The sequence below is a fragment of the Ralstonia pickettii genome, from assembly GCF_016466415.2.
GTDB lineage: Bacteria > Pseudomonadota > Gammaproteobacteria > Burkholderiales > Burkholderiaceae > Ralstonia > Ralstonia pickettii.
This window is the reverse complement of the sequence record NZ_CP066771.1, coordinates 859,076-871,498: the sequence shown is the minus strand read 5'-3', so window position 1 is coordinate 871,498 and position 12,423 is coordinate 859,076. Positions and strand designations below refer to the sequence as shown.

Here is a 12,423-nt window from a genome sequence, read left to right as displayed (position 1 = left end):
CCGCCGCAATCACCGAAGTGACGACGTTGTCGACGAACGCGCGATCGTGCGAGACCAGGAATACCGTCCCGCTGTATTCCTGCAGCAGTTCTTCCAGCAGTTCGAGCGTGTCGATGTCCAAGTCGTTGGTCGGCTCGTCGAGCACCAGCACGTTGGCCGGACGGGCAAACAGGCGCGCCAGCAGCAGCCGGTTGCGCTCGCCGCCCGACAGCGAAGCCACCGGCGAGCGGGCACGCTCGGGCGGGAAGAGGAAGTCGCCCAGATAGCTCATCACGTGCTTGCGCTGACCATTGACTTCGATCCAGTCGCTGCCGGGGCTGATGGTGTCGGCGAGCGACCGGTTCAAGTCGAGTTGCGCGCGCATCTGGTCGAAATAGGCCACCTGCAGGTTGGTACCATTGCGCACCGTGCCCGAATCGGGTGCGAGTTCGCCGAGAATCAACTTCAGCAGCGTGGTCTTGCCGACGCCGTTGGCGCCGAGAATGCCGACCTTGTCCCCGCGCATGATGGTGGCTGTGAAGTTGTCGACAACGGTTTTGTCGCCATAGCGCTTGGTCACGTCGATCAACTCGGCGACGATCTTGCCGGAGCGATCGCCCTGGGATACCTCAAGCTTGACGTTGCCCTGCACCTCGCGGCGCGCCTGGCGCTCCACACGCATCTGTTCAAGCCGCGCCACGCGGCCGACGCTGCGTGTGCGCCGCGCTTCCACACCCTTGCGGATCCACACTTCTTCCTGCGCGAGCAGCTTGTCGAAGCGGGCGTTTTCGAGCGCTTCGGCTTCCAGCTCCTGCGCCTTGCGCGTCTGATACGCCGTGAAGTTGCCGGGGTACGAGCGCAGCTTGCCGCGATCGAGTTCGATGATGCGTGTGGCCACACGGTCGAGAAACGCGCGATCGTGCGTGATGAACAACACGCTGCCGCGGAAGGCCAGCAGCAAGTCTTCGAGCCAGCGGATGGAGTCGTAGTCCAGGTGGTTGGTAGGCTCGTCCAGCAGGAGGATGTCAGGCGCGCCCACCAGCGCCTGCGCAAGCGCTACACGCTTGGTCAGGCCGCCCGACAGCGAACCGATGCGCGCGCCGGGCAGCAGGCCCAGCTGGGCGATCGTCGTTTCCACGCGCGTGCGCAGCTGCCACGCGTCTGCCGCTTCCAACTGGGATTGCAGCGCCTGCAGCCTGTGCATCGCCTCATCATTGTGCGCATCGCCCATCGACGCGATCAGCGCCTCGTATTCAGCCAGCAGGCCGGCGGCATGCGGCACGCCCATCGCCACGGCTTCGGCCACGGTCTGTTCGGGGTCGAATTCGGGCTCTTGCGGCACATAGGCCGAGGTCACGCCGCTCTGGCGGGCGATCAGGCCGTCATCGGGCGAGGTCATCCCTGCCACGATCTTGAGCAGCGACGACTTGCCGGTGCCGTTGCGGCCGATCAGGCCAACGCGCTCGCCGGCTTCAAGCGAGAAATCGGTGTGGTCGAGCAGCGCCACGTGGCCGAACGCCAGTTGCGCATCGGTAATGGAAAACAGGGCCATGCTGGAGTGAAAAAGGTGCGGGCCGCGTACGGCCGGAAGGCGCGTATTGTAGTCGCCCCGCGCGTCGCCCATCGGCAGCATTGCGCTTGCAGTTGCCAGTGCTATAACGCTTGTGCCGCCGGACTCGCTTTTTCCGGCCGCGCCATCCATACCGTTACAGAAGGGGAGCGACGATGCGCGGACTATTCGGGCTGTTGATCATCTTGATCGTGGCAGGCATTCCGGTGCGGCAGATCTTGCTGCGGACCGGCTTCTCACCGTGGTGGACCCTGCTTGTGCTGGTACCGGTGGCGAACCTGGTAGCGCTGTGGATTTTCGCGTTCTCGAACTGGCCGCGGCAGTCGTCTCAGCCGGGCAACGTGCTTCCGAATCAGAACTGAGCTGGCCTCGAACGCGCAGGCGCCAAAGAAAACGGCCCGCTTTCGGCGGGCCGGAAGAGTCTCTCCTCGATGCCTTGCGAACAAGACATTGGCGCAGCATAGCGCCCCTCGTCCGTCTCGGGCAGTCGGGACAAACCCGGTAGGGAAAAACGCCTAACGCTAGGCCCGGTGCGGCTTCGCACCGCAGCAACGCATGCTGGGCCAGGTATGCACCGCGGGCGAGTCCGCTGCACCGGCTGAACCGCACGGACAGTGCGCTACGCACATCCCATGTGCGCGGCGCACCACTGAAAAGCACGCGCCGTCGCCGCTTTTAGAGACCGGAATCCACTCGTGCAGCCTGCGTACAACACCAAAAAAGCACGGGCCTGCAGCTTGCTGCGGCGGGCCGTATCATGCGGCAGGCCCTCCGGTCACGAGCCGGGCATAACGATAACGTGGGCTGCCGATTCTTCCCGGGGGATACAACCATGCCGTTCTTCACGCGCGCGCTGCCCGCTGCAGCGCTGCTCTTCGCTTCGCTCTCCAGTTTTGCACCGGGCACTGTCCAGGCCTCGTCCACGCCGGTGCTCGACCGCATCCGCGACACCGGCGCCGTCCGCGTCGCCTATCGCGAAAGCTCCGTGCCATTCTCGTTCTACGACGCCGACAAAAAGCCCATCGGCTATGCCATGGACCTGTGCCTGCGCGTGGTCGACAAGCTGCGCACTGATCTGAAACGCCCTGACCTGAAAGTCCAATACGTGATGGTCACGCCTTCCACCCGGATGCCGGCCATCATCGAAGGCAAAGCGGATCTCGAATGTGGCTCGACCACGAACAACCGCGAGCGCCGGGAGAAAGTGGCCTTCACGATCCCGCACTACATCGCGGGCATCCGCATGCTCGTCAAGACGTCGTCGGGCATCCGCAAGTGGGATGACCTGCGCGGCAAGACCGTCGTCACCACCAAGGGCACCACCAGCGTGGCGGAGCTGCGCAAGATGAACGACGTGCGCGTGCTGAACATGAACTTTCTCGAAGCCAAGGACCACGCTGAATCCTTCGCGATGGTCGAAACCGGCAAGGCCGACGCTTTTGCAATGGACGACGTGCTGCTCTACGGCTTCCGCGCCAACACCAAGACGCCGGGCGACTACGCCGTCGTCGGTGACATGCTGACGGTCGAGCCCTACGCGATCATGCTGAGCAAGGACGACACCGAGTTCAAGCGCCTGGTGGATCGCGCGATGACCAACATCATCCTCGACTACGACGCCGAGAAGCTCTACAAGAAGTGGTTCCAGCAACCGATTCCGCCGCACAGCGCAAAGCTCGATATCCCGATGAGCTTCCTGCTGCGCGACTCGTTCAAGTATCCGAGCGACAAAGTCGCCGATTGAACAAAGCCGCACGCAGCATGAGCGCCGCCGTCACGCACGGCGGCGTTTTTGTTTGTGTATGACACAAACGGAAATAGGCTTTAAAGGAAGTGTTTGACGACCTGTTCTTCCAGGCCAACAAAGCGCACGAGCTGGCGTGAGCCGTCAGGGAACTGTTTGATGACGTGGCCGTCGGGCGTATCGGTGTGACGGAAATAGATCGGCCGATCAATCGACCCGGGCCGATGCTTGGGGAACAGGCTTTCCAGCGACGGCTCCACCGTCCACGGATCGTCCCGTTCTTCGGATGTCAGCATGTTGGTCGCCTAGGGTTTCTGAAAGGGTGATGAAGGATAACTTCCGTGAACAATCGTGGAAAGTTCGTAATACTTAAATCTGATTCTCCGACCGATCGTTCGTTCGCTTTAGCGTTTGCCTCATCACAAGAACGCCTGAACTGTGGGCGGCAACCCACAGAACACGTGGCGTCATCATCATTTCATATGGCGTCGGTAGCGAGCGCCCGCGCGGCCCGCTGCACCGGTGCCTCACTGGTCTTGGCCCTGCAAATTGCGTAGAATCGCGCCTCGCCCGGGCGGCCGTTTGCGTCACCCGGGGTCGGTCTCTCGCCGTAGCACAATGGATAGTGCACGCGCCTCCTAAGCGTGAGATACAGGTTCGATTCCTGTCGGCGGGACCAGCAGATACGACAAAGCCAGGCTGCACGCCTGGCTTTTTGTTCTCTTGCCCGCACAAAACAACGAGGCCCGCCACACGCGGGCGGGCCTATGGCTGCGGATGGCCCCGGGCCATCTAGGTCAGCACCGGCAGCGCTTCGAGCAAGAGCAGCCCGATCAACACCCCAATGATCGTCAGAAGCACGCGGATCCCTACTCGCGCACCTCGAATCACCAGTGGCGCAGACGCCAGTCCGATCACGCCCGCAACGCAAACGGCGAGCAACAGGTACAGGTTGGAGAAGGCCATCGGGAATTCCATCATCCGCCCCTTTCCGGCCGTCAGCGTGGCCGGTCCTTCGAGTATAGGACGCGAGGCCAATCCGGCAAGCGGCGGCGGCGCGTACATCAGCGCCACCGGCAATTTTTTGCGCACTGCAAAAATTCATGCTATAGTCCGCAACTTGGCTGCTTACTGCCGTATTTTTCGGTCCGCGATTGGCCGATGTGCTGGTTCCAAACCGGCGTGCATCGTCCGAACCACCGCCCGTTGCAAGCATGCGCAGCCGATTGCCATTGTGCTTGGCATCGTCTCCGATCTCCCGCGTGGATTCACATCACGCCGAAGGGACCGCCGCCCCACCTCGCTGACCTGTTCAGCTTGAGGCCGGCCCACTCCCCCGCCTTGTCCGTTCTGCAGCCCGTCTGTCGAACCGGCCTTATCCGATTGGCGCCGACGCCCGTGATTAACCGGTCGCCGTATCCCATTTCCGTCGCCTGCATCCGTTGATGTAGCGACGCGGCAGCCTTACTACCTATTCGACATGACGCAGCCTCAAGACGGCAGCGGCGCCATTGCGCACGCTGAAACCATCAACACCAATACCGAAAACCTCATCGCCGAAACCGCGACCCGTGCCAGCGCCTTTGCTGCACTGGGCCTGGACGACCGCATCGTCCGCGCGCTTGGTGAAGTGAACTACACCACGCCCACGCCGGTGCAGGCGCAAGCCATTCCGGCCTGCCTGTCCGGCCGCGACCTGCTGGTCACGAGCCAGACTGGTTCGGGCAAGACCGCCGCGTTCATCCTGCCGGCCATCCAGCGCATCAGCGAGCAGCCTGAGCCGCAGCGTCCGCGCATGGACGGCCCGCCGCAACGCATGAAGGGCCGTCGCCCTCGCCCGGCGCCGGCCAAGCCGTCGCTGCTGGTGCTGACGCCCACGCGTGAACTGGCCCTGCAAGTGACCACCGCCACCGCACAGTACGGCCGCCACCTGCGCCGTATCGTCTGCGCGAGCATCCTGGGCGGCATGCCGTACCCGAAGCAGCTCGACATGCTGGCCCGCATGCCGGACATCATCATCGCCACGCCGGGCCGCCTGCTCGACCACATCGACTCGGGCCGCATCGACCTGTCGGCACTCGACATGCTCGTCTTTGACGAAGCCGACCGCATGCTGGACATGGGCTTCTCGGATGACATCGAAGCCATCGTCGGCGCTACGCCGGCCACGCGCCAGATGCTGATGTTCTCGGCCACCATGGACCGCCGCATCGAGCAACTGGCCGAGCGCATGATGCGCGAGCCGCAGCGCATCGAAATCGCCGCCGCCAAGGTCGACCAGAGCAACATCGAAGAGCGCCTGCACTTCACCGACGACATGTCGCACAAGCAGCAGCTGCTGGATCACCTGCTGCGCGATGCATCGCTCAAGCAAGCCATCGTCTTCACGGCGACCAAGCGTGATGCCGATTCGCTGGCCGAACGCCTGACCGAGCACGGCTTCTCCGCCGGGGCCTTGCATGGCGACATGCACCAGGGCGCGCGCAACCGCACGCTGACGGCGCTGCGCCGCGGCCAGTTGCGCGTGCTGGTGGCCACCGACGTGGCAGCGCGCGGCATCGACGTGCCGGACATCACGCACGTGGTCAACTTTGACCTGCCCAAGCAAGCGGAAGACTACGTGCACCGCATCGGCCGTACGGGCCGCGCGGGCCGCAGCGGCATCGCCATCAACCTGGTGAACCACAACGACACGTTCCAATGGCGCCGTATCGAGCGCTTCGTTGATCGCCGCATCGACGCATCGGTGGTTGAGGGCCTGGAGCCGAAGCGCTCGGCCAAGCCCCGCACAGGTGGCCCGCGTGCCGGCGGCGACCGTGGCGGCTACCGCGGAAACGGTGGCAATGGCGGCGGTTATCGCGGCCAGCGTGAAGGCTACGGCGCACGCCAAGGCGGCAACGGTGGCAATAGCGGCAACAACGAAGGCCGCTTCCAGCGCAGCTTCGCCGGCGACCGCGACGGCTTTGCTCCGCGCCGCGACGACCGCAATGGCAACAGCAATAGCAACAGCGGCGGCTACCAAGGCGCCCAACGCGAATGGAACCGCGACGACCGCGCCCCGCGTCCGTCGTATGGCCAAGGCCAGCAAAACCGTGGCGACTGGCAGCAACGCCCCGCGCGCACGCAAGGCACGCAAGACGGCAACCGTGGCTACGGCAACAGCGCCGGCACCGGCAACGGTGGCGGTTATGGCAATCGCGATGGCAACCGTGAAGGCGCCGCCCCGCGTCGCTTCGGCGACAACAACGGCGGCAACCGCTTCGGCGACGCTGGCAACGGCGCACAGCGTCGCAGCTATGGCAATCGCGACGGCAACCGCGACAGCTACGGCAGCAAGGGCCGTTCGCGCGACTTCGATCGTTGATCGATAAAGGGCTATCCCGTCGGATGGCCTTCGCAGCGAGCCAACAAAAACCCCACGTCTAACGGCGTGGGGTTTTTGTTTGGGCGGCAACCTTGATGAATTGCGTTCGACTTGCCAGTCCTGTCTACAAGCTTCCGTCAAAGCGCACAGGTTCGGAAGCCGACAAAGACGTCGTCGCGCTCCGGCAGCAGGAAGCCCCGAAAACGCGGATGGCGCGCGCGCTGTGGCGTATGTGCGGCCGCACCCCGCACCGCCTGCATCGTTTGGAAGTGCGGCGCCGACAGGCTCGCCACACGGCCGCGCGGCATGCCCGGCACAAAATCCGGATACGGCTCGAACGGCGACGACGTCCACTCCCACACCTGCCCCCAATGGAAGCCTGCGCGGCCTTGCACCGCGGCCATCTCCCATTCGTCTTCCGTCGGTAAGCGACGGCCCGCCCAGCGGCACCACGCCTGGGCCTCGTACAGGCTCACATGGCGCACGGGTTCGTCACGGTTGATCGTACGCGCCTGACCGTAGCGCAGTGCCTGCCAGCTGCGCGTGGTGGGATCGCGCTGCCAACCGAGCGGCGCCGAGCGCTCCTGCATCATCAGCCACTCCATGCCGGCCGGCGACCACCATTGCGGATGGTCGTAACCACGGTCCTCGATGAACTCCAGGTATTGGCCATTCGTGACAGGCTGTGCATCAATCTCGAACGCCGGCACGTATGTGCGATACGGCGGACATTCGTTGTCGAAGAAGAAGCCATCGGCGTCTGGCCAGCCCATCTGAAAGCGGCCGCCCGGCAACGACAAGGTCTGCGTAGCCGGCACAGCCACCGCGGCCAGCGGCGGCTGTCCAGCGGGTTGCAGGCGCAATATCTGCAGCAGGCCGTGCAGGTGTTCGGCGCGCAGGTCTTCGTGGAATACCGCCCAGCGGAACGGCTCAAGTGCCGCATCGTCGTCGGTGCCGAGCGTGGCGAGCTTGCGCAGCACGCGGTCGAGCACGTCATGAGCGTACTGCTTGATCGTTGCAATGCCGGGCAGCGTCAGCTCCCAGCACGCCTCCGGCGGCATGCGATCCATGTCGAAAAACGTATCGGCACCGTCAAGGGCGGCAGGTTGCGTCGCTTGCCAACGGGCCAAGTCCCATTCGGTGCCCGCGCCGTCTTCGATCGTGTCGCTGCCATTGCGACGCGGTTCGCGCAGGCACCAGAACTCGGCGAACCAGGCCAGTTGGCCCAGCGTCCAGAGCGGCGGGGCGTGATGCTCGACGCGTTCAATCTGCCAGCCGCGCTGTGTGTCGCCAAACGCCGACAACAGCGCCAGCGTGCGATTGCGCGCGTCGACCAGGCTGTGCGCGATGCCCTGGCGCGGCAGGCGGCGGCCGTCGGTCCAGTCGGGAAGCGACCCGATGAACGTCGGATCAGGGAGCATGAAGAATTCAGCCATCGCGGCACACCTCGGGCGGGAATCGGTCCATTATCGCACCGGCCTGCCTGGCGTTCTGCCGCCCCGCCTACCGGGCCACGCTCGCGTGGCAGACGGCAAAGTCGCCGCTGGCGTCGGTCCAGGCATGCAGGTCTTCGAAGCCGGCATCGGCAAACATCGTTTGCAGGCTGGGCAGGTCGTACTTGACCGAGTTCTCGGTGTGCATGCGTTCACCCGCCGCGAAGGCCCGCGCGTGCTTGCCCCACCGCACCGTGACATCGCGACGCGCTTCGAGATGCATCTCAACGCGGTGCGCCTCTGCGCGGTACAGCGCAACATGGCGCCAATCCCGCACGTCGAAATTCGTACCCAGAAGGCGATTCAGATTGCGCAGCACGTTCAGGTTGAAAGCCGCCGTCACACCGAGCGGATCATCGTAAGCGGCTTCCAGCCGTTGGGCCTCTTTGATGAGGTCGATGCCGATCAGAACACTGTCGCCGGGGGCCGAAGCTTCGTGCAAGCGCGACAGAAATGCGCCCGCTTCTTCCGGCGTGAAGTTGCCCAGGCTCGAACCGGGGTAAAACCACACGCGGCGTCCGTCGCCGACGGCATCGGGCAGCACCAGCGGCGCACACAGATCGGCGCCAATTCCGACCATCGGCAATTGCGGATGCTGACGTGCAAGCCCGCGCAGCGTGTCGCGCAGAAACTCCGCCGAGATATCGATCGCCACATACCGTGACGGCGCCAGCGTGCGGAACAGGCGCGCGGCCTTTTCGCAGTTGCCGGCGCCCAGGTCGATCAACGTGGCGCCGCGGCCCACGCGCAGCGCGATCTCAGCCGCATGCAGGCTGAAAATGGCGGCTTCGGTGCGCGTCGGGTAGTACTCGGGTAGATCGGTAATCGCCTCGAACAGGCGCGAACCGAGGGCATCGTAGAAAAACTTCGGGCTGATGCTGGCCGCGGGTGCCAGCAGGCCGGCTTCTGCCTCGGCGCGCAGCGCAGCGTCGTCTTCCGTAAAGAGTTGGTAGAAGGTCAAGCCCGCGCCAACGGCATCGACCGTGGGCTGCGGCTGGATCAGTCGAGCCAGCGCGCGGCGGGCATAGGCATCGGCGGACGGCTTGGTGGCCTGCATGGTGTCTCCCGTTGTGGGTGGAACGGCGCGGTGCTGCATGGTCATGAAGGCCATCGACAGCGAGAAATGTGCCATCGCGCCGAAGCCATCACCGCTCGCCGGTGGCGCGCGAATGAAATTGCAGCGTAGACGCCGCTTTGTGACAGCGCCACCGTTCTTTCGCCGGAGGGCGCAACAACGCGGCATCGCGCCAATCGTAAAAATCACCCACGCCGCTGAAAAAACCGCGCGCAGCGCGCCATCGTGCCGATGTTGCATTTTTGCAGCGCACAATCGGCCCGCTGCGATACAATGCGGACTTCCTCAAAGGGGAGTAGCTCGGGGGTTCTTCAGCCCCAGGCACGATCGTCATGACGAAGCGCAAGCTTCCGGTCGTGCCGGCACCAGCAGGTTCACAACCTGCGCGTGTCGAGCAAGACCTTTGCAACCGGATTTCATGGTCTGCAAAGCGTCTCGCCCCAGCATCCATGCAATTCGGTCAACCGATTTTTATTGTTGTTTGACCTGGAGCCGCCATGGAATGGTTGTCTGACATCTTCACCATGCAGTTTGCTGCCGCGCTGGCATCGATCATCGTGATCGACCTTGTGCTTGCGGGCGATAACGCCATCCTCATCGCGCTGGCTGCGCGCAACCTGCCCCCCGAGCTGCAGAAGAAAGCCATCATGTGGGGCGCCGCGGGCGCCATCGTGGTACGCGCCTTGATGACGCTGGCGGTGGTGTGGCTGCTGAAGATTCCAGGCCTGATGCTCGTCGGCGGTCTGGCGCTGGTGTGGATTGCGTGGAAGCTTCTGGCTGACGACGGCCAGGGCGGCGATGAACACGGCGCAGGCAGCACCACGCTGATGGGCGCGATGAAGACCATCATCATTGCAGATGCGGTCATGGGCATCGACAACGTGCTCGCCATTGCCGGCGCATCCCACGGCAGCTTCCTTCTGGTGGTATTGGGCCTGCTGATCAGCGTGCCTGTCGTGGTGTGGGGCAGCGGCGTGGTACTGCGCCTGATCGAGCGCTTCCCGATCATCATCTACGGAGGCGCCGCGGTGCTGGCTTACACGGCCGCGCACATGATCGTGGCCGAACCGGTGCTCAAGGCGCTCTTTGCCGCGCAGCCGCCGCTTAAGTGGGCCGTGTATGTGGCGGTGTTCCTGATCGTGCTGGGCGGCGGTTGGCTGGTGCAGCGTCGCCGCCAACAGCCTGCCTAAGGCAGGATCGGCTGACCGGCTAGCACGCGCGCCAGCGTGGCGCGATCGATGTTGCCGCCGGTCAGCGGCAGGCCGATGCGCTGGCCGGCGATCTGTTCGCGCTGCTGCCATGCTCCCGCCAAGGCCGCGGCGGCAGCGCCCTCGGCCACGTTGTGGGTGGTGGAGAAATACAGGCGAATGGCCTGCGCTACTTCGTCATCCGTCACCGCAATGACCTCGTCGACGCCAGCGCGGATGACCTCAAGCGCGTTCGCATCAGGCGTGCGGCACGCTAGCCCGTCGGCCAGCAGCGTCGAGACCGGCGCCGACACCACGGTACCGCTCTTGAGCGACTGCTCATAGCATCGGGCATGCGCCGACACGACGCCCACAATGCGCGTCGACAGCGCCAGCGCATTGCGCGCCCGTACCGCCGCGCAAATACCCGAACCCATGCCGATCGGCACGTAGACCACATCCAACGGCGTGGCTTCAAAGAACTCCAGCCAGTAGCTCGCCACCCCGACAACCAGATCGTCGTGGTACGAGGGCACAAAGTGCAAGCCGCGTTCAGCGGCCAACTGATCGGCCAACTCGCGGCTCGCCTGAAAGTCCTCGCCCGCTTCAAGCAGCTCGGCCCCGAGTGCGCGCATGGCGGCGTTCTTCTCCACGCTATTGCCGTGCGGCACGACGATGGTGACGGCGAGACCGTTCCGGCGCGCCGCCAACGCAATCGACTGTCCATGGTTGCCACGCGTCGCCGCAATCACACCACGCACCTGGGGCGCACGTTGGCGCAACGCATGCAGGTAGGTCAGCCCGCCCCGCACCTTGAACGCACCCACTTCGGTGTGGTTTTCATGCTTCACCCACACCGTCGCGTCCATGGCTTGCGAGAGCAATGGCCAACAGTATTGCGGGGTCGGGGGAAGAACGGCCCCGACGACGCCGGCTGCTGCACGCAGATGGCGCAGTCCGGTGGCTCGATCGAGCGTCGCGGCGGTAGCAATGAGCGACATGGTGTCTCTCCGGCAGACAGTTTGAAGCGATGGAGCCATCCTGCCCGCCCCGTCCGTCTAGCAACATCGACAATTCCGCACATGGCCAGTCCAGCCGTGCCGCCCATTCGACCGGGCCAGTTTCCAGACACTGCCGGTACAGTCGACGCCGCGCCTGTCACGTTACAATGCGGCTCACCCGATTTCAGACGCACCGCCTCTTCGCCCGCGCTCGCATGAAGCCCTATCTCGACCTGATGCGCCATGTCTACGAACATGGCACCGACAAAGCCGACCGCACCGGCACTGGCACGCGCTCCGTGTTCGGCCACCAGATGCGCTTCAACCTGCAGGACGGCTTTCCGCTGGTGACCACCAAGAAGGTCCACATCAAGTCCATCGTCTATGAACTGCTGTGGTTCCTCCAGGGCGCGACCAACGTGCGGTGGCTGCAAGACAACGGCGTGACGATCTGGGACGAATGGGCCGACGCGGACGGCGAGCTGGGCCCCGTCTACGGCTCCCAATGGCGCTCGTGGCCGACGCCCAACGGCGAACATATCGACCAGATCGCCGAGTTGATCGCCCAGATCAAGCGCAACCCCGATTCGCGCCGGCTGATCGTGTCTGCCTGGAACGTGGCGGACATCCCGCGCATGAAGCTGCCGCCCTGCCATGCGTTCTTCCAGTTCTATGTGGCCGACGGCAAGCTGTCGTGCCAGCTTTACCAGCGCAGCGCCGATATCTTCCTCGGCGTGCCGTTCAACATTGCCAGCTATGCGCTGCTCGTGCACATGGTTGCGCAGCAGACCGGCCTAGATGTGGGCGATTTCGTCTGGACCGGCGGCGATTGCCACCTCTATAACAACCATTTCGAACAGGTCCAGACGCAACTCGCGCGCGAACCGCTGCCGCTGCCGAAACTGCACATCAAGCGCAAGCCCGAGAGTATCTTCGACTACCAGTACGAAGACTTCGAGATCGTGGGCTACCAGAGCCACCCTGCGATCAAAGCGCCGGTGGCCGTGTAA

At 64.3% G+C, this 12,423-nt stretch carries 10 protein-coding genes, 1 tRNA gene and 2 pseudogenes; 6 read left to right on the top strand and 7 right to left on the bottom strand.

Annotation, left to right across the window (positions count from 1 at the left end):
- Window positions 1–184 precede the first annotated feature (184 nt).
- Both RP6297_RS22860 and RP6297_RS22855 read right to left on the bottom strand, forming a co-directional pair.
- Window positions 185–496 (bottom strand): annotated as a pseudogene (locus RP6297_RS22860) (ATP-binding cassette domain-containing protein); the annotation flags it as partial.
- A gap of 201 nt (window positions 497–697) precedes the next feature.
- Window positions 698–1,531, bottom strand: a pseudogene (locus RP6297_RS22855) (ABC-F family ATP-binding cassette domain-containing protein); the annotation flags it as partial.
- Window positions 1,532–1,704: 173 nt separating this feature from the next.
- Here RP6297_RS22855 and RP6297_RS04170 point away from each other — a divergent pair.
- The gene (locus RP6297_RS04170) at window positions 1,705–1,911 is read left to right on the top strand and encodes a hypothetical protein (RefSeq protein ID WP_009238608.1); all 207 of its coding nucleotides are present in this window, start codon (window positions 1,705–1,707) and stop codon (window positions 1,909–1,911) included.
- A gap of 470 nt (window positions 1,912–2,381) precedes the next feature.
- On the top strand, window positions 2,382–3,293 hold the full coding sequence (locus RP6297_RS04165; RefSeq protein ID WP_009238609.1) for an amino acid ABC transporter substrate-binding protein: 912 nt from the start codon (window positions 2,382–2,384) through the stop codon (window positions 3,291–3,293).
- Window positions 3,294–3,373: 80 nt separating this feature from the next.
- Here RP6297_RS04165 and RP6297_RS04160 read toward each other — a convergent pair whose 3' ends face one another.
- On the bottom strand, window positions 3,374–3,589 hold the full coding sequence (locus tag RP6297_RS04160; RefSeq protein ID WP_004629101.1) for a hypothetical protein: 216 nt from the start codon (window positions 3,587–3,589) through the stop codon (window positions 3,374–3,376).
- Window positions 3,590–3,897: 308 nt separating this feature from the next.
- Between RP6297_RS04160 and RP6297_RS04155 the strand changes: the two genes are divergently transcribed.
- A tRNA-Arg gene (locus RP6297_RS04155) sits at window positions 3,898–3,972 on the top strand.
- Between the two features lie 113 nt (window positions 3,973–4,085).
- On the opposite strand, the gene RP6297_RS22750 is transcribed toward RP6297_RS04155, so the two are convergent.
- Complete coding sequence (locus RP6297_RS22750) at window positions 4,086–4,274, bottom strand: hypothetical protein (protein ID WP_009277350.1); 189 nt, start codon at window positions 4,272–4,274, stop codon at window positions 4,086–4,088.
- 499 nt (window positions 4,275–4,773) lie between these two features.
- On the opposite strand from RP6297_RS22750, the gene RP6297_RS04145 reads away from it, so the two are divergent.
- Complete coding sequence (locus RP6297_RS04145; protein WP_009238611.1) at window positions 4,774–6,657, top strand: DEAD/DEAH box helicase; 1,884 nt, start codon at window positions 4,774–4,776, stop codon at window positions 6,655–6,657.
- A gap of 137 nt (window positions 6,658–6,794) precedes the next feature.
- On the opposite strand, the gene egtB is transcribed toward RP6297_RS04145, so the two are convergent.
- Together egtB and egtD are read right to left on the bottom strand one after the other, a co-directional pair.
- Window positions 6,795–8,093 carry an ergothioneine biosynthesis protein EgtB gene (gene egtB, locus RP6297_RS04140; RefSeq protein ID WP_009238612.1) on the bottom strand — a complete coding sequence of 433 codons (1,299 nt, stop codon included), beginning with the start codon at window positions 8,091–8,093 and terminating at the stop codon, window positions 6,795–6,797.
- Window positions 8,094–8,160: 67 nt separating this feature from the next.
- Window positions 8,161–9,207, bottom strand: a complete 1,047-nt coding sequence (gene egtD / locus RP6297_RS04135; protein ID WP_009238613.1) for an L-histidine N(alpha)-methyltransferase — start codon at window positions 9,205–9,207, stop codon at window positions 8,161–8,163.
- Window positions 9,208–9,722: 515 nt separating this feature from the next.
- Between egtD and RP6297_RS04130 the strand changes: the two genes are divergently transcribed.
- A complete protein-coding gene (locus RP6297_RS04130; RefSeq protein WP_009238614.1) occupies window positions 9,723–10,415 on the top strand; it encodes a TerC family protein in 693 nt (230 codons plus the stop codon).
- Here RP6297_RS04130 and RP6297_RS04125 read toward each other — a convergent pair.
- Window positions 10,412–11,413 carry a threonine dehydratase gene (locus RP6297_RS04125; RefSeq protein ID WP_009238615.1) on the bottom strand — a complete coding sequence of 334 codons (1,002 nt, stop codon included), beginning with the start codon at window positions 11,411–11,413 and terminating at the stop codon, window positions 10,412–10,414. The two genes, RP6297_RS04130 and RP6297_RS04125, sit on opposite strands and share 4 nt — an antisense overlap.
- 215 nt (window positions 11,414–11,628) lie before the next feature.
- On the opposite strand from RP6297_RS04125, the gene RP6297_RS04120 reads away from it, so the two are divergent.
- Window positions 11,629–12,423: a thymidylate synthase gene (locus RP6297_RS04120; RefSeq protein WP_009238616.1), complete on the top strand. Its 795-nt coding sequence runs from the start codon at window positions 11,629–11,631 to the stop codon at window positions 12,421–12,423.

Bases quoted from the DNA above. Each gene is read 5' to 3' on its own strand.
- RP6297_RS04170 (WP_009238608.1), top strand. From the start codon at position 1,705: ATGCGCGGACTATTCGGGCTGTTGATCATCTTGATCGTGGCAGGCATT.
- RP6297_RS04165 (WP_009238609.1), top strand. From the start codon at position 2,382: ATGCCGTTCTTCACGCGCGCGCTGCCCGCTGCAGCGCTGCTCTTCGCT.
- RP6297_RS04160 (WP_004629101.1), bottom strand. From the start codon at position 3,589: ATGCTGACATCCGAAGAACGGGACGATCCGTGGACGGTGGAGCCGTCG.
- RP6297_RS22750 (WP_009277350.1), bottom strand. From the start codon at position 4,274: ATGATGGAATTCCCGATGGCCTTCTCCAACCTGTACCTGTTGCTCGCC.
- RP6297_RS04145 (WP_009238611.1), top strand. From the start codon at position 4,774: ATGACGCAGCCTCAAGACGGCAGCGGCGCCATTGCGCACGCTGAAACC.
- egtB (WP_009238612.1), bottom strand. From the start codon at position 8,093: ATGGCTGAATTCTTCATGCTCCCTGATCCGACGTTCATCGGGTCGCTT.
- egtD (WP_009238613.1), bottom strand. From the start codon at position 9,207: ATGCAGGCCACCAAGCCGTCCGCCGATGCCTATGCCCGCCGCGCGCTG.
- RP6297_RS04130 (WP_009238614.1), top strand. From the start codon at position 9,723: ATGGAATGGTTGTCTGACATCTTCACCATGCAGTTTGCTGCCGCGCTG.
- RP6297_RS04125 (WP_009238615.1), bottom strand. From the start codon at position 11,413: ATGTCGCTCATTGCTACCGCCGCGACGCTCGATCGAGCCACCGGACTG.
- RP6297_RS04120 (WP_009238616.1), top strand. From the start codon at position 11,629: ATGAAGCCCTATCTCGACCTGATGCGCCATGTCTACGAACATGGCACC.